At 72.5% G+C, this 14,876-nt stretch carries 15 protein-coding genes and 1 pseudogene; 10 read left to right on the top strand and 6 right to left on the bottom strand.

Annotation, left to right across the window (positions count from 1 at the left end):
- The 4 genes and pseudogenes from ACI79S_RS07340 to ACI79S_RS07325 form a co-directional block, all read right to left on the bottom strand.
- A partial coding sequence (locus ACI79S_RS07340) for a hypothetical protein (protein ID WP_456592783.1) occupies positions 1-535 on the bottom strand: 535 nt, incomplete at its 3' end.
- Positions 526-867 (bottom strand): NADH-quinone oxidoreductase subunit A, encoded by a 342-nt coding sequence (locus ACI79S_RS07335; protein ID WP_456592782.1) that lies wholly within the window; start codon positions 865-867, stop codon positions 526-528. The genes ACI79S_RS07335 and ACI79S_RS07340, both read right to left, overlap by 10 nt.
- Positions 868-1,120: 253 nt before the next feature.
- A pseudogene (locus ACI79S_RS07330) lies at positions 1,121-1,297 on the bottom strand (metalloregulator ArsR/SmtB family transcription factor); the annotation flags it as partial.
- Positions 1,298-1,818: 521 nt separating this feature from the next.
- Complete coding sequence (locus ACI79S_RS07325) at positions 1,819-2,460, bottom strand: DUF305 domain-containing protein (RefSeq protein WP_456592781.1); 642 nt, start codon at positions 2,458-2,460, stop codon at positions 1,819-1,821.
- A 1,121-nt stretch (positions 2,461-3,581) separates the two neighbouring features.
- Here ACI79S_RS07325 and ACI79S_RS07320 point away from each other — a divergent pair.
- The 3 genes from ACI79S_RS07320 to ACI79S_RS07310 all read left to right on the top strand — a co-directional run bounded on the left by ACI79S_RS07320 (position 3,582) and on the right by ACI79S_RS07310 (position 6,558).
- Positions 3,582-5,816, top strand: coding sequence for a heavy metal translocating P-type ATPase (locus ACI79S_RS07320; protein ID WP_456592780.1), 2,235 nt, complete (start codon positions 3,582-3,584; stop codon positions 5,814-5,816).
- A 47-nt stretch (positions 5,817-5,863) separates the two neighbouring features.
- Entirely contained in the window at positions 5,864-6,076 is a 213-nt protein-coding gene (locus tag ACI79S_RS07315) for an SHOCT domain-containing protein (RefSeq protein ID WP_456592779.1), read from the top strand.
- Positions 6,077-6,339: 263 nt separating this feature from the next.
- Positions 6,340-6,558: a hypothetical protein gene (locus ACI79S_RS07310; protein WP_456592778.1), complete on the top strand. Its 219-nt coding sequence runs from the start codon at positions 6,340-6,342 to the stop codon at positions 6,556-6,558.
- 194 nt (positions 6,559-6,752) lie between these two features.
- Here ACI79S_RS07310 and ACI79S_RS07305 read toward each other — a convergent pair whose 3' ends face one another.
- Positions 6,753-7,001, bottom strand: coding sequence for an SHOCT domain-containing protein (locus tag ACI79S_RS07305; protein ID WP_456592777.1), 249 nt, complete (start codon positions 6,999-7,001; stop codon positions 6,753-6,755).
- A 281-nt stretch (positions 7,002-7,282) separates the two neighbouring features.
- On the opposite strand from ACI79S_RS07305, the gene ACI79S_RS07300 reads away from it, so the two are divergent.
- The 6 genes from ACI79S_RS07300 to ACI79S_RS07275 all read left to right on the top strand — a co-directional run bounded on the left by ACI79S_RS07300 (position 7,283) and on the right by ACI79S_RS07275 (position 11,410).
- Positions 7,283-7,597, top strand: a complete 315-nt coding sequence (locus ACI79S_RS07300) for a rhodanese-like domain-containing protein (RefSeq protein ID WP_456592776.1) — start codon at positions 7,283-7,285, stop codon at positions 7,595-7,597.
- A gap of 31 nt (positions 7,598-7,628) precedes the next feature.
- Positions 7,629-9,014, top strand: a complete 1,386-nt coding sequence (locus tag ACI79S_RS07295) for an MBL fold metallo-hydrolase (protein ID WP_456592775.1) — start codon at positions 7,629-7,631, stop codon at positions 9,012-9,014.
- A complete protein-coding gene (locus ACI79S_RS07290; RefSeq protein ID WP_456592774.1) occupies positions 9,011-9,598 on the top strand; it encodes a rhodanese-like domain-containing protein in 588 nt (195 codons plus the stop codon). The genes ACI79S_RS07295 and ACI79S_RS07290 overlap by 4 nt, the downstream gene beginning before the upstream one ends.
- Positions 9,599-9,602: 4 nt before the next feature.
- Entirely contained in the window at positions 9,603-10,481 is an 879-nt protein-coding gene (locus ACI79S_RS07285) for a sulfite exporter TauE/SafE family protein (RefSeq protein ID WP_456592773.1), read from the top strand.
- A 107-nt stretch (positions 10,482-10,588) separates the two neighbouring features.
- On the top strand, positions 10,589-10,858 hold the full coding sequence (locus tag ACI79S_RS07280; RefSeq protein ID WP_456592772.1) for a metal-sensitive transcriptional regulator: 270 nt from the start codon (positions 10,589-10,591) through the stop codon (positions 10,856-10,858).
- Between the two features lie 81 nt (positions 10,859-10,939).
- Positions 10,940-11,410, top strand: coding sequence for a rhodanese-like domain-containing protein (locus ACI79S_RS07275; RefSeq protein WP_456592771.1), 471 nt, complete (start codon positions 10,940-10,942; stop codon positions 11,408-11,410).
- Positions 11,411-11,573: 163 nt separating this feature from the next.
- On the opposite strand, the gene ACI79S_RS07270 is transcribed toward ACI79S_RS07275, so the two are convergent.
- Positions 11,574-13,205 carry a DUF4389 domain-containing protein gene (locus tag ACI79S_RS07270; protein ID WP_456592770.1) on the bottom strand — a complete coding sequence of 544 codons (1,632 nt, stop codon included), beginning with the start codon at positions 13,203-13,205 and terminating at the stop codon, positions 11,574-11,576.
- A 276-nt stretch (positions 13,206-13,481) separates the two neighbouring features.
- Here ACI79S_RS07270 and ACI79S_RS07265 point away from each other — a divergent pair, with 276 nt between their 5' ends.
- Entirely contained in the window at positions 13,482-14,549 is a 1,068-nt protein-coding gene (locus ACI79S_RS07265; protein ID WP_456592769.1) for an Acg family FMN-binding oxidoreductase, read from the top strand.
- Positions 14,550-14,876: the final 327 nt, after the last annotated feature.

Genomic DNA, 14,876 nt, shown 5'->3' with positions numbered 1-14,876 from the left:
CACCGCCGTGGTCCATGCCCTCGTGACCACCGCCGTGGTCCATGCCCTCGTGACCACCGCCGTGGTCCATGCCCTCGTGACCACCGCCGTGGTCCATGCCCTCGTGACCACCGCCGTGGTCCATGCCCTCGTGACCACCGCCGTGGTCCATGCCTTGGGCGTCCTCGTCCTTGCCGAGCAACGAGGCCGGCGACGGCCGGTCCTCTCCGCCCGCTCCCGATACGGCCCGCCGGACCAGCGCATCCACTCCCGCGTCCAGATCTACGGCGACGGTGCCCTCACGGTGCACATCGACCCGGTGCCGCGGCTCAGGGATCTGGCTCCACAGCACGTCGACGGCTGCTGCGAGCTCCGGCCCGGGTTCGCCGAGGACGACGAGAAGATCGGTGTCCGCGGGGGACACGGCCAACCGCCAGCCACGCCGGTCCAGCTCGGCCTCGACGGACCACCGGAGTGTCACCTCGCCCAGGACATCCGCGAGCAGCACCCGCGGTCGGGCCAGCGCCCATGCCCGCAGTCGAGCGATCAGGTCCATCGCAGCGCGCCCTCACGCCAGACGTAGGTGACACCGACGAGCAGGACGGCGAGGAATCCGAACATCTCGACGACGGCTGCCGCCCCCATGTCCGCGACCACGACCGCCCAGGGGTACATGAAGATCATTTCCATGTCGAAGGCGAGGAAGAGGACCGTGATCGCGTACCACCGCGCGTGGTAGCGGGAAACGGCGTGCTGCTGCGGGAGCAGACCCGACTCGTACGGCAGCACGAAGGCGGGCTCCCGGGTGCTTCGCAGCGCCGAGGAGAGGGCGTAGAGCCCTCCGACGCCGGCCACGACCAGAACCGCCAACGACAGCAAAGCAACCATGGCGCCCCCCTCGCCTCACGCGGGATGCCTCCGGGAGCGGCCGGGACTGGGCCGGGAACGACCTCGACATCCGGACGACCATCCGGGCATGGCCGACTGTAGAGGTGATCGGGCAGCGACGACCACCCACTTCGGCGACCGAGTCGGACTCAACACGCCAGGACCAGGCGTCTTCCGGTGCCGCGTCCGCGAGCACCACCAACTGGCGGAGGCAGTGCTCCCGCAGCGGCTCGGGGAAACCCGCGGCGAGGCGGTAGTACACGACGCGCCCCTGCTTCGGGTTGGCCACGAGACCCGCCGTGCGCAGCAGCCGGAGTGCGTAGCCGACGGCGTCCTCGTTCACCTCCAGCGCCAGTGCGAGATCGCCGACACAGAGCTCCTCGACCATGTCGAGCGCAAACAGGACCCGGGCCCGGGTGGGGTCGGCCATCAGGCTCAGCCCGCTGGTCAACCGGCCGGTCTCCACCCGGCCGGGGAGTCGGGCGCGGGCGTGAGCAACCCGCTCGGGGTCGGCCATCAGGCTCAGCCCGCTGGTCAACCGGCCGGTCTCCACCCGGCCGGGGAGTCGGGGGCGGGCGTGAGCAACCCGCTCGGGGTCGACCGGGTGCGCATGGTGAGGTTCGGACATCGAGACATACCTCCGGTGCACTCATCCCCATTCGGCCCATACGGGTAGCCCGCATCGTCGGCGGCTGTCCCGCACGGCGCACAAGGCCGATCGACGCCGGAGCATCCAGAAGGCAACCTTGGCAGGGCAGCCAAGATGCTCGACGTCTACTCGAGGATCTCGGCGGGATGGACAACGGGGAGTTCCCCACCTGCATCGAGCAGGACTCCTAGCCCCCCGTCCACGATGCGGCTTACGGGCAGGATGGCGCCGCGACGGTCGCCGTCATCAGGCCGAGGGTGAGGCACGGTGCCTGCACGGCACCGCGCCTCACCGGGCACGGATCAGTCACCCAGCTCGGTGAGCAGCTGCCGCATCTCTTCGATCTCCTGCTTCTGCGTCTCGCTGATCGAGCGAGCGAGATCGACGGCCTCGGAGTTGCGGCCGTCCTCGATCTCGGTCTGCGCCATCTCGACGGCGCCCTCGTGGTGCTCGATCATGGCGTCGAGCCACATGCGGTCGAAGTTCCGACCGGCCGCCGGCATGTCCATGTCCATGTCCATGTCCATGTGCATGCCGCCGTCCATGCCCATGCCACCCATGTCCCCGGACCCGTGGTCCATCCCGCCCATGTGGCCGGACTCCTCGAGCGGCCGGCCCCACTCCTCGAGCCAGCCGGTCATGAGGTCGATCTCCGGCTCCTGGCCTGCTTCGATCCGCTCGGCCAGATCCACGACCCGGGGATCGGAGGCGCGGTCGATGGCGACCGCGGACATCATGAGCGCGCCCTCGTGGTGCGGGATCATCTCCTGGGCGAAGGCGACATCGGTGTCGTTGAACTCTGCGCCCTGATCGGTGGAGCTGTCGTCGGTCGCGGTGGTGCCGGTGGCGGAGGTCTCCGCGGTGTCCGAGCAGCCGGCGAGGACGACGACGGCGGCCATCAGCCCACCGGTGAGGCGGAGGAGGCGAGTGCTGGTGCGGGTCATGCTGGGTCTCCTGTCTGAGGGATGTAGGCATGGGTGCGGGACCCCGGAACGGCGGGAGCTGTCGGGGTGGAGCGTTTCGGCCTAGATCCGCAGGAGACAGAGAACGGAGAGGGCGGGCGGTCGGGGCTGCCTCGACCACCCGCGGGGCCAGCGGAAAGGCGTGGGCGAGCCGCGGACGAGCGGGACCGCCAGGCCTCGGCGGAGTGCCAGGGCCCCGAGGAACGTCAGCCCCGCGAGCAGAACGGCGAGGCACACGGCCAGCACGTGGGCGTCGTGCCACGGGGCCGGCAGGCTGCCAGTCCCGACAGCACCTGCGTCTCCTGTCCCGTGTGTGGCAGGAAGGTGCCCGTGGTCGGGCATCGCACCACCGACGGCGCCGACATGGGCCGATGATGCGGATGGACCGACCGAGGCAGCGGGGCCGAACGACGTGGACCCGTGCCCGACGGTCCGGCCTGCGGCCACGCATTGGATCCCGTGCATGGCGAAGACGGCGGCCAGCAGCAGCAGCGCCGTCCAGAGCCGTGGCACCAGAACCACCTCCCCCACATGACGGTACGACGGGCTGGCCGCGCGCCGAGGAAGGCGCTCACCACACCCGCCGGAGACGACAGCGGAGCCTTCGTCGAAGGCGACCTCGACCATTCGTCCTCCGGCTCACCCTCGCCGGTGACCCGCCCTGGCGGACCGCGCCCGCCGGTCCGACCAGTCGGGCCCACTGCCGCGTTGACGCACCTGCTGGTCGAGCAGCATCCCGAGCACGAGCACGAGCACGAGCGGATCGCGGCACAACAGCTAGTCGGCGGCGTCGTCCTGGGTGACGCGGAGGGTCGGCACGACGGTGATGGTGCCGCACGAGGGCTCGGCGGCAATGCCCTGGCACGGCCGCTGGGCTCGCACCCACTGCTTCCTCGGTCGCTCATGGACGGCGACCGTCGGGGACCACCGCCCGACCTCCTGTCCCGCCGGGTGCCGGCACGGGGATGCCCTCGATCCGACGGAGGTCCCCGATGGCCGGGACATGTGACTCTTTCTTGCGCCGCCATGTCCGCGCGAGCGTGAGGCCAGGCACCGGCGGACGACGATCGGCGCCTTCCTCGAAAGCCCGGGAGGCACCAGACGTGACGGATGCGCCAAAGGACCGCGCGACCCACGGTGTGCAGACCGGGACCGGGTCGCGGTTAGACCAGGCCGTCGAACCGCAGCGCCCGGTCGTCGGCGCCGGCCCGATGCACGCCGGTCACACGGGCCACGGTCCTGGCCCGGCCGCGCACGGGGCGCACGGCGGGCACGCCGACCACGCCGCGGAGTTCCGGGACCGCTTCTGGTGGAGTCTGGCGCTGGCGGTGCCGGTGGTGGTCTTCAGCCACATGTTCGCCGAGCTGCTCGGCTACTCCCTGCCCGCGGGCACCGGGTGGATCGCCCCGGTGCTGGGCACGGTGCTCTTCGGCTACGGCGGGTGGCCGTTCCTGACCGGCGCTGTCTCGGAGATCAGATCCCGTCAACCCGGGATGATGTTGCTCATCTCGCTGGCCATCACGGTGGCCTTCGTCGCCAGCGGGCTCACGGCCCTGGGGATCGGTGGCCTGGACCTGGACTTCTGGTGGGAGTTAGCGCTCCTGCTGGTGATCATGCTGCTGGGCCACTGGCTGGAGATGCGCGCGCTCGGCCAGGCATCCGGTGCCCTGGATGCACTGGCCGCGCTGCTGCCCGACGAAGCCGAGCGGATCGGCATGGCCGGAGAGGCCGAGCGGGTGACCCTGCACGACCTCTCCACCGGTGACATCGTCCTCGTCCGCCCCGGCGCCCGGGTACCGGCCGACGGCGTCGTCATCGACGGCTCGGCCGCAGTGGACGAGTCGATGATCACCGGTGAGTCCCGCACCGTCGCGCGCTCGCGCGGCGACCGGGTGGTGGCTGGCACGGTGGCGACCGACTCCGCCCTGCGGATCCGGGTTGACGCCGTCGGCGAGAACACGGCGCTGGCCGGCATCCGGCGGCTGGTCGAGCAGGCGCAGTCCTCCCGGTCCCGGGCCCAGGCCCTGGCCGACCGGGCCGCCGCCGCGCTGTTCTACTTCGCCGTCGGCGCGGGCGCGGTGACCCTCCTGGTCTGGTCGGTGCTCGGCGAGCCCGACCAGGCCGTCGTCCGGACCGTCACCGTCCTGGTGATCGCCTGCCCGCACGCCCTCGGCCTGGCGATCCCGCTGGTCATCGCCATCTCCACCGCGATGTCCGCGCGCGCCGGCGTGCTGGTCAAGGACCGTCTCGCCCTGGAGCGGATGCGCACCGTCGACGCGGTGCTCTTCGACAAGACCGGCACGCTCACCACCGGCCGCCCCGTGGTGACCGGCGCCGTCGCCGTCGACGGCGCCGACCGGGATGCCGTCGACGGGCTCCTCGCCCTGGCCGCAGCAGTTGAGGGCGACAGCGAGCACCCGCTGGCCCGCGCCATCGTCGAGTCGGCAGACGAACGCGATCTTCCGCGACCGGCGATCAATGACTTCCGGGCCCTGCCCGGGTCCCGCGGCGTCCAGGCGCAGGTGGACGGCGATCTCGTCACCGTCGGCGGCCCTCGCCTGCTGACCGAGTCCGGCGCCGCGCTTCCCCCGGAGGTGCGGACGCGGACTGACCAGTGGGCGGCGGAGGGCAGCACGGTCCTCTACGTGCTGCGCGATGACACCGTCGCCGGCGCCCTTGCGCTCTCCGACCGGATCCGCCCGGAGTCCGCCGCCGCCGTGGCCGCCCTCCACGAGCGCGGGGTCCGGGTGGTCATGATCACCGGCGATGCCCGGCCCGTGGCCGAGATGGTCGCCGCACGGCTGGGCATCGACGAGGTCTTCGCCGAGGTCCTCCCCCAGGACAAGGACACCCGGGTGACCGAGCTCCAGGAACGAGGGCTCCGGGTGGCGATGGTCGGCGACGGCGTCAACGACGCGCCCGCGCTCGCCCGGGCAGACGTCGGCATCGCCATCGGTGCCGGTACCGACGTGGCGATCGAGTCCGCCGGCGTGGTCCTGGCCTCCGACGACCCCCGTGGCGTCCTGGCCGTGCTCACCTTGTCGGCGGCCAGCTACCGCAAGATGCTGCAGAACCTCGCGTGGGCCAGCGGCTACAACCTGGTCAGCGTCCCCCTCGCCGCCGGCGTGCTCGCCCCCGTCGGGTTCGTTCTGGCCCCCGCGGTGGGCGCCATCCTGATGAGCCTGTCCACGGTCGTCGTCGCGCTCAACGCCCAGTTGCTGCGCCGGCTCCGGCTCACCCCCGAGGACGTAGCCCCCCTGCCGCAGGTGAATGGCGATGCGCAGATCGACAACCCGGCCGCACGGCCGGACGTGATGACGGGAGCTGATGCACGGTGATGTGGTGGTACGGCGACGATGGTGTCGGCGTCTGGGGCTGGGTCCTGATGACCCTGAGCATGGTGGCCTTCTGGGGCCTGGTGATCTACGGCGTCGTCTGGCTGGCGCGCGCCTCGACGCGGGACGACCGAGGGAGCGGCCGGGCCCCCTCCCCGGAGGACGTGCTGGCCGAGCGCTTCGCCCGTGGCGAGATCAACGAGCAGGAGTACCGGGACAGGCTCGACGTCCTGCGAGCCCACCAAGGGACGAGGCGGAACTGATGCCCGCTCCGCGAGCCCCGCGTCTGCCGGCCCGGTCGCCGGAGCGCAGGACCTCCTGCGGCAGCCCGGGGACCCCCTGGACCGCGAGGCATGGCTCGCGCGAGCGCGGGCCGACGCCGAGCGGCTGGCCGACGAGGACCTGTCCGACCAGACCGACGCCTGGTGATCCGCGGCGCCGTCCACCGGGTCGACCACTCGGCGAGGCGCGACGTGGGCATGAGCAACGCGGCCGGCGCTACGGCCTGGTCCTCAGCCCCACAGACATGGCCTGGCGCGTCGCCACGATCGTCCCGACGTCGACCCGGGCGCAACCCGCTGTCTTCCGGCCCGAGATCGAACTGGGCGGCGTCCCCACCCGGTTCCTCGTCGATCAGCTGCGCAGCATCGACGTTCAGTTCATCGACGGGGAGCCCGTCTTCTTCCTCCATCGCGACGAACAGGAGGAGGTCGACGTCGCCGTCACCCGCTCTCTCGGCCTCTGACCGGCGCTGCCGCCGCGCCTTACCGGGTGCGGCCGCCGGCGCGGAGGACGGCTCCGCTGCCGCGTTGACGCACGCGCTGGTCGAGCAGCATGCCGCGAGTCAGCGCGCGGATCACGACTCGGTAAGTCGTCGGCGGAGCCTCTCTGAGGCGACGTCCGCCGACCGCACAAAGGAGCGCCAGTCGACGAACCGCACTACTCGCTCTCCCCCAGCGCCTGCAGTCGCTCCCGGTACTCCTCCGTGGCCATCTCTCCCCTGGCATAGCGCTCATCGAGCAGCTGCCGTGCTCGGCTGCGTGCCGGCGGCCCGGACTCGGCGTCTCCGGTCGTCCTGGTGACCCCGCCCCCGATCGCTCGGACGACGACCACGGTCAGGGCCACCGCCGCGACGATCACCAGCAGCCAGATCAGCCACATCCAGCCCATGCCCATGCCGAACCCCACGGTCGACTCCTCTCCTTGTCTCGCTCGTCACCGTCTACGACGGCCGTCCCGGCGCCGATGGGCGTCTGCGTCAACGGTCTGATCAGCGGGACGCTGCGGGTCGTTGCAGCGCTGTGCCGGACATCCCGATGCGCGGGTACCGCCTCACGCCGGGGTTTTCAGCGCGGGTCCATCGCCCCGGAGCAGGCCCCAGCATACCCCCAGGGGAATGCCCCGAACGGTGCTAGAGTTCGGATGGATATACCCCCCCGGGTATGCATCCGAATCGCTGAGGAGCTGACGTGATCCCTGAGATCGACCAGAACACCTTCGCCGCCCGGATCGCCGAGGGCGACGCCTTCGTCGTCGACGTGCGCGAGGCGCGCGAGTACCGCCCCGGCCATGTCCCCGGCGCGCAGAACCTGCCGCTGAGCGTGCTGCCGGCCCGGCTGCCGGAGCTGCCGAAGGACCAGCCGGTGTACGTGATCTGCCAGGCCGGCGGTCGCAGCGCCCAGGCCACCGCGCTGATGCGTGCGGTCGGCATAGACGCCACCAGCGTCGCCGGCGGCACCGGCGCGTGGATCGAGTCCGGACGCCCGGTCGAGACCGCCGCCTGACCATCCGCACCAGCGCACGAGAGGAACCTCGATGACGATCACCGTCCTCCCTTTGGATACCCCCGGCCTGGGTGACCGCACCTACCTGGCCCACGACGGCGAGGTCGCGCTCGTGGTCGACCCACAGCGCGACTACGACCGGATCCTCGGCATCGCCGAGGCGGCCGGAGTCCGCATCACCCATGTGTTCGAGTCCCACATCCACAACGACTACGTGACCGGCGGGCTGGAGCTGGCCCGCGAGGTCGGCGCCCGGTACCTGCTCAACGCCGACGACCCCGTCTCCTTCGAGCGCACCGGCGTCTCCGACGGCGACGTCGTCGAGGTCGGCGAGCGCATGCGGGTGAAGGTGCTGCTCACCCCGGGACACACCCACACCCACCTCTCCTTCGCCCTCGAGGCCGATGGCGAGTCGGTCGCGGTCTTCACCGGCGGCTCGCTGCTGTACGGCTCGACCGGCCGCCCCGACCTGCTCGGCCCCGACCACACCGACACCCTGGCCCACGCGCAGTGGCACTCCGCCCGGCGGCTGGCCACCGAGCTGCCCGACGAGACCGCCGTCTACCCGACGCACGGCTTCGGCAGCTTCTGCTCGGCCACCCAGTCCGGCGGCACCGCGAGCACCATCGGTCAGGAGAAGCTGGCCAACCCGGCGCTCACGACCGACGAGGCCCGGTACGTCGAGGACCTCCTCGCCGGCCTGGACGCCTACCCTGCGTACTACGCGCACATGGGCCCGGCGAACTCCGCCGGTCCCGGCGAGGCCGATCTCTCCCTCCCCACGCAGGCGGACCCCGCCGAGCTGCGCCGGCGCATCGAGGCCGGTGAGTGGGTCGTCGACCTGCGCAACCGCACCGCCTTCGCCGCCGGGCACGTCGGCGGCACGGTGAACTTCGGCCTCGACGGCCAGTTCGTCACCTACCTCGCCTGGCTGATGCCGTGGGGCACCCTGGTGACGCTGCTCGGCGAGACCGCCGAGGACGTCGCCGAGGCACAGCGCGAGCTGGTCCGCGTCGGCATCGACCGGCCGGCCGCCATGGCCACCGGCGGCCCCGAGGACTGGTCCGGCGGCGAGCCGCTGCGCAGCTACCGGACCACCACCTTCGCCGACCTGGCCGCGCAGCTTTCGCGCGACCCGGGAACCCCCGTGCTCGACGTGCGCCGCAACCAGGAGCGCGCCGAGAGCCACATCGCGGGGTCGGCCCACATCCCCATCCACGAGGTGCTCGGCCGGCTCGACGAGGTCCCGTCCGGAGAGGTCTGGGTGCACTGCGCCGGCGGCTACCGCGCCGGGGTCGTGGCGGCCCTCCTCGACGCCCACGGGGTCGGCGTCGTGGCGATCGACGACTCCTTCGACAACGCCGGCCCCGCCGGCCTCCTCCTCACCACCGCGACCCTGCAGGAGATCTCCGCATGACCCGCTCCACCTCGACCGTCGACGCCCCCACCCTCGCCGAGCGCCTCGGGAGCGCCGACCACCCCGACCCGACCCTGATCGACGTCCGCACGCCGGTGGAGTTCCAGTCCGGGCACATCCCGGGCGCGGTCAACGTGCCGCTCGACGAGCTCAAGGGCTCCCTGGACCAGCTGTGCACGGTGCTGGACGACCACCACGACGTCGTCCTGGTCTGCCGGTCCGGTCAGCGCGCCGGCCAGGCGCAGGAGGCGCTGCACCGGGCCGGGCTCGGCAGCAGCCGCGTCCTCTCCGGCGGCATCGTCGACTGGGAGGCCGCCGGCGGGGACCTGAACCGCGGCCGGCAGGCCTGGGAGCTGGAGCGACAGGTGCGGCTGGCCGCGGGCTCGCTCGTGCTGAGCGGCATCGCGGCCAGCACCGTCGCCCCGCGCGCCAAGTGGCTATCGGCCGTCGTCGGCGGCGGCCTGGTGATCGCCGCCGTCTCCAACACCTGCGCCATGGGCATGGCGCTGGCGAAGATGCCGTGGAACAAGCGGGGCGCCCGCTCCACCGGCTCGGCGCTGGACCAGCTGACCGCGACGAGGTGACCCGGTGCTGATCACGCTCACCGTCGCGCTCGCCGTCGTCGTCGGGGTCACCCTGGGGCTCCTCGGCGGGGGTGGATCGATCCTGATGGTCCCCCTGCTGGTCTACGTCGCCGGCATGGACGCCAAGGAGGCGATCGCCGCCTCGCTCGTGGTCGTCGGCGTCACCGCGGCGGTGAGCGTGGTCGGCCATGCCCGCGCCAGCCACGTCCGGTGGCGCACCGGGCTGCTCTTCGGCACCGCCGGCATGGCCGGCGCGTTCGCCGGCGGGTTCCTCGGCGGCCACCTCCCCGAACGCCTTCTGATGGTCGCCTTCGCCCTCATGATGGTCGCCACCGCGGTGGCCATGCTGCGCGGACGCAAGGACGTGGACCCGGCCAGGTCCCACGCGGAGCTTCCTGTGGTCCGGGTCCTGTTGGACGGCGTCGTCGTCGGCCTGGTCACCGGCCTGGTCGGCGCGGGCGGCGGTTTCCTCGTCGTCCCGGCGCTGGCGCTGCTCGGCGGGCTGCCGATGGGCGCGGCCGTGGGCACTTCGCTCCTGGTCATCGCCATGAAGTCCTTTGCCGGGCTGACCGGCTACCTCGCCACCGTGTCCATCGACTGGTCCCTGGTCGGTGCGATCACCGTCGCCGCCGTCGCCGGAAGCGTGCTCGGCGCCGGACTGGTCGACCGCATCCCGGCCGACGCGCTCCGCCGGGCCTTCGGCTGGTTCGTCCTGGCCATGGGCGCCTTCGTGCTCGTCCAGGAAGCGCCCGACGGCGCCCGGCTCCCGGCACTGATCGCGGTACTCGGCGTGACAGGAGCCATGGGAACCTGCACGGCCTTCGTGCCCCGATGTCCCCTGCGTCACGCCGGGATCGTCGGACCCCGCCCCAGGCGAGCCTGAAGCCGAACGGCCGCGCGGCGCGTCCAGGAATGTCCACGCGCCGCGCGGCGCTCCACCGGGCCGTACCCGTCGGGGTATGACGCCGGAGGATGGAAGAGGATGAGGACATGCAACTGGAGAACACCCAGGTGGTCGGCGACGTGATCAAGCGGCTCCGGCGCGCCGAGGGGCAGCTCGCGGGTGTGATCCGCATGCTCGAAGCCGGGCGGGACTGCGAAGACGTCGTCACCCAACTGGCCGCCGTCTCGCGGGCGCTCGACAAGGCCGGCTTCGCCATCATCGCCACCGGGCTCGAGCAGTGCATCACCGCCGGAGCGGACGGCACCGCCGCCCTCGACCGCGCCCGGCTCGAGAAGCTGTTCCTCTCCCTCGCCTGACCACCCTTCGCGGCTCACCCCGCGCACTCCGCCTGGTTCTGGCAGCCTGACCGGGAGACGTCGGCGAGGGGGACTCAGCGCATGGACCAGCCAGAGATGCGACGGCAGGAACGCACCCGGCAGCAACCGCCACGGAGCGTGCCCTGGCTCCTCGACGGTGAGGCCGATGTCGTCGCCGTGGACACCACGTGGGGCGAGATCCAGCACCTGGAAGCGTCCCCCGGGGTCCGCACCGTCGGAGAACTGGAACTGATCGAACTGGTCGGACAGGGAGCCGTGCTCATCGACTGCCGCACGGCCGGGTCCTTCGGAGGCCGCACCATCCCCGATTCGGTACTCCTCCCCCACGACCAGGTGCTCGATCGGCGGAACGAGTTGAACCCCGGACGCCTGTCAATCCTGTTCTGCAACGGCCCCCAGTGCCCGCAGTCGCCTGACGCCATCCGGCAGCTCCTACAGGCGGGATACGCGGCAGCTGCCCTGGCCTACTACCGCGGAGGCATGCACGACTGGGTGACCCTCGCGATGCCGACCCAGTCACGCGAGGACTGACGCGCCACCGCCGCGTCTCGTTCCTGCGGCGGTCACCCGGGCAGCAGCGGTGCCCAGACGGTTCACGACAGCGCGTAGGCCAGGAACACCTACCCCGCTAGCGGGTGCGCGGCCGTCCGACCGGACGGCTGCATGCCGGCCGGCCGGACGGTGGAGGCACTGGTCACGGACGATCCCCGGTGCTTGCGCTGAGAAGGGTTGCCCTGACGCCGCCCCCGCGTGCGCCCGTCATCGGCTGGCCGCCGGCCGGGCCTGGGGGCGGCGGGACCGGCTCGGCCGGCTGTCCACCCCGAGGCGGCACCGGCCGGGCCCGGTGGACGGCGAGCGCGACCAGAACTCCGCCCGCCAGCGCCAAGCCGACGCCGAGGCCGATCAGCACCGCGGAGAACCGGGTCAGCCCCGGCAGCGTGGCGCCCGCACGCACCTCGGCGTCGATACCCGCCGCGCCGTCGGCGCGCATCACCACGACGGTCCAGTCACCCTCGGTGGGCCGCCAGTCCAGCACCTGGGTCCCACTGCCGGTGACCGAGACGGTCCACACGTCGGCCTCGCCCGGCGGCGTGGCGGGCGGTCCACCAGCGACGTCGGTGAGCCCCCGTAGGACGTCGGCGTCGCCGTTCTGACGAATGGCGACGTCGTCCAGCTCGCTGCGGCCCACGCCGTCCAGGTACCGCGACACCTCAGCGGTGCGCCCGAGCCCCATGAACAGCTCCTCGCCGGGACCGGCCGGGGTCACCGCGATCCGCGCCGTGCCGAGCAGCTCGTCGACCGCCCAGTCGAGGCCGTGACCCTCGAGCAGGATCCCGTCGGTGGTGACTGCGTACCGGGCACTGTCGAGGTCGGCGTCCGGGGAGATCACCCAGCCGTCCTCCCGCTGCGTCTGGTCGGCCCACAGGAGCGTGCCACCACCGCCGATGAACCCTGTCGACGTCGCGAGCAGCATCGCACCGACGACCAGCGTGACGATCCGCCCGGCGGGCCAGCTGCCGGATGCCGTCCCGCCGGCCGAGCCGGGCCCTCCCGGAGCGGCCGGATGCGCACCGCCGCCCGCCGGGGACGCGTAGCTCGCCGGGTGGGTAGCTCCGCCAGCAGGCCCGGCCGGCGCGGGACCGGGTGGGACCGAGCCGGGGTCGGTGCCGCCCATGTCCATCCGGAACGGCGGGTAGGCGTCGGTCATCAGCGACGCGTACGCAGCGACGCGCAGTGCCCAGCGGTCCATACCCAGGACGAAGTCGTAGATCGGCCGCGGGTAGCGGCCGGAGAACAGCAGCACCACCCCGGCCACGAACACGAGGAGAGCGACCAGACCGCCGAAGCCCCAGCCGTCGTCCCACATGCCGTCGGCGCCGGCACCGAGCCAGATGCCGCCGCCCACGAACACGGCCACCACGACGTAGTGCGGCAGTGCGAGCAGCCACCACTTGACCAGCACCAGGCCCCGGGAGAGGCGCTCGGGATACGGCACGTCGAGATGCGCCGGGTAGTCCGGCACGTCCGCGAGGGTGAATGGCGGGTAGCGGTCGGTGCCCAGTGCGCCGTAGCCGTAGTAGTGCACCCGCCAGGTCCAGCGCAGCACCCCGACGTTGTAGTCGAACAGCGCTCTGGGGTACCGGCCGGTCACCAGGATCGCGAAGAAAACGATCAACACGACCACGGCGAATCCCAGCCACAGGAACGCCAGTACGACGTAGTGCGGGATCAGCAGGAGCCACTTGACCAGCCACAGCCCGCGCGAGAGCGAGTCGTCCAGCGACGCGTCGACGCGCACGGGGTACGGCGTCCGGCTCTCGGTCACGCCGTCCTCCTCTCCTCGCCGATCGAGATCGCGGGGCGCTCGTCGTCCCGGGTGACCGGCGGTCACGCTGAGATTCGCGTCCTCGGCGACCTGGCGATACGGCCGTGTGTCGCATCGCGGCGGGACCTCGGACGGCGGTGGGCAGGGTCCTCCGGCGTTTCGCCGCGTCTCGCCGGGCCGCGGGACGTTGGTCCCCGGGCGTGGTGACGACGGGCCCCGGGCGCCCGACCGGGGAACGTCCGAGGCTGGACGGCAGCACCGCAACGAGGAGTAGCCATGCCGCCGATCCCCTGCGCCGTCCCGTCCCCGACCGCTGGGCACACCCCGCGCCGGAGCCGAACCGAGGCACTCGAGGAGGCCGCCGATCAGGCGCGCCTCGCCCCTTCCGTGCACAACACCCAGCCCTGGCGGCTCGTTCTGCACGACGATCGGCTCGAGATGTACGCCGACCGAACTCGGCAGCTGCTGACGCTCGACCCGTTCGGGCGCGCCCTCGCCCAGAGCGTCGGCGCCGCCCTGCTCAACGCCCGGGTGAGCCTGGCCGCGGCTGGGTGGGCAGCGGCGGTCGAGCGGCTACCCGACCCCGGGGACCCCGACGTCCTGGCGACGCTCCGTCCCGTCGAGGGGCCGCCCGACCGGGATCTCGCCGCCTTGGTGGGGGCGGTGTCCGGGCGGCGCACCAACCGTCGCGCGTTCAGTGCCGAGGAGGTCCCCGACGATGTGCTGCGCGATCTCGCGCACGCGGTCGCGGCGGAGGGTGCCGAGCTGGTGGTCATCCGGCACGCGCGGCACCGCCAGCTCGTGGCAAGGCTGACCCAGCAGGCCGACGCCGCGCAGAACGCCAACGCCGCTTACCGGGCCGAGCTGCGGTCGTGGACCACGCGATCACCGGCCAGCGGGGACGGCCTCCCCGCCGCCGTCGTGCCGCATGTGGACGGCCGCCAGCACGACGACCTCCCCCTCCGTGACTTCGACAGCGCGGGCACCGGCGCACTCCCTCCCGAGACCCGTTCGACCACGAGTCAGACCCTCGTCCTGCTGGTCACCCCGCAAGACGACCAGGCGGCATGGGTGCAGGCAGGCGAGGCCCTCGAGCGGCTGCTGCTCGAGCTCACCCGCCGCGGGTGGGCCGCCAGCCCCCTCACACAGGCGATCGAAGTGCCCCTCACCCGTACGCAGCTGCGGTCGGCCCTTACCTGGACCTCCCACCCCCAGACGCTGCTGCGTATCGGCCGCGCCGAGCCGACGCCGGCCGTCCCACACCGGCCGCGGGGAGACGTCGTGGAGAACAGCACCAGGCCACCGGACCCGGGCCCGCCGTCGCTTCCCAGCGCGCCCGGGTGACCGGGCACGACACGCCACCCAGGGCAAGACGGCGCGGCACCGCCTCGCCTCGGACGCCTGCGGGGCGACGACATGGATGTGACCAGGGCGTTGCGCCCGATGGTCGCCGGTGTGGACGCGGATCCCGAGGCCTGCGCCACCACCGTCGCCGCCGCGAGGCAGGCTGGACGCAGGCAGGCGTCCGCTGCGGCTCGTCCCTACCTGGCCCTCGGCGCATGCGCCGGGTGCGGGACCGATGACGGCACCGCCGACGCAGAGCCCGGCCGCGACGAGTCGACGACGGTGGACTCCGCCACCGCCCTGGGCCCGGCCCTGGTGGTCCCTCCA

The organism is Blastococcus sp. SYSU DS1024 (assembly GCF_054050795.1).
This window is presented reverse-complemented; position numbering and strand designations above follow the sequence as displayed.

Coding starts and splice junctions, on each gene's coding strand:
- ACI79S_RS07310 (WP_456592778.1), top strand. CDS start 6,340: ATGGCCTGGCGCGTCGCCACGATCGTCCCGACGTCGACCCGGGCGCAA.
- ACI79S_RS07280 (WP_456592772.1), top strand. CDS start 10,589: ATGCAACTGGAGAACACCCAGGTGGTCGGCGACGTGATCAAGCGGCTC.
- ACI79S_RS07275 (WP_456592771.1), top strand. CDS start 10,940: ATGGACCAGCCAGAGATGCGACGGCAGGAACGCACCCGGCAGCAACCG.
- ACI79S_RS07315 (WP_456592779.1), top strand. CDS start 5,864: ATGACCCTGAGCATGGTGGCCTTCTGGGGCCTGGTGATCTACGGCGTC.
- ACI79S_RS07295 (WP_456592775.1), top strand. CDS start 7,629: ATGACGATCACCGTCCTCCCTTTGGATACCCCCGGCCTGGGTGACCGC.
- ACI79S_RS07265 (WP_456592769.1), top strand. CDS start 13,482: ATGCCGCCGATCCCCTGCGCCGTCCCGTCCCCGACCGCTGGGCACACC.
- ACI79S_RS07335 (WP_456592782.1), bottom strand. CDS start 867: ATGGTTGCTTTGCTGTCGTTGGCGGTTCTGGTCGTGGCCGGCGTCGGA.
- ACI79S_RS07290 (WP_456592774.1), top strand. CDS start 9,011: ATGACCCGCTCCACCTCGACCGTCGACGCCCCCACCCTCGCCGAGCGC.
- ACI79S_RS07325 (WP_456592781.1), bottom strand. CDS start 2,460: ATGACCCGCACCAGCACTCGCCTCCTCCGCCTCACCGGTGGGCTGATG.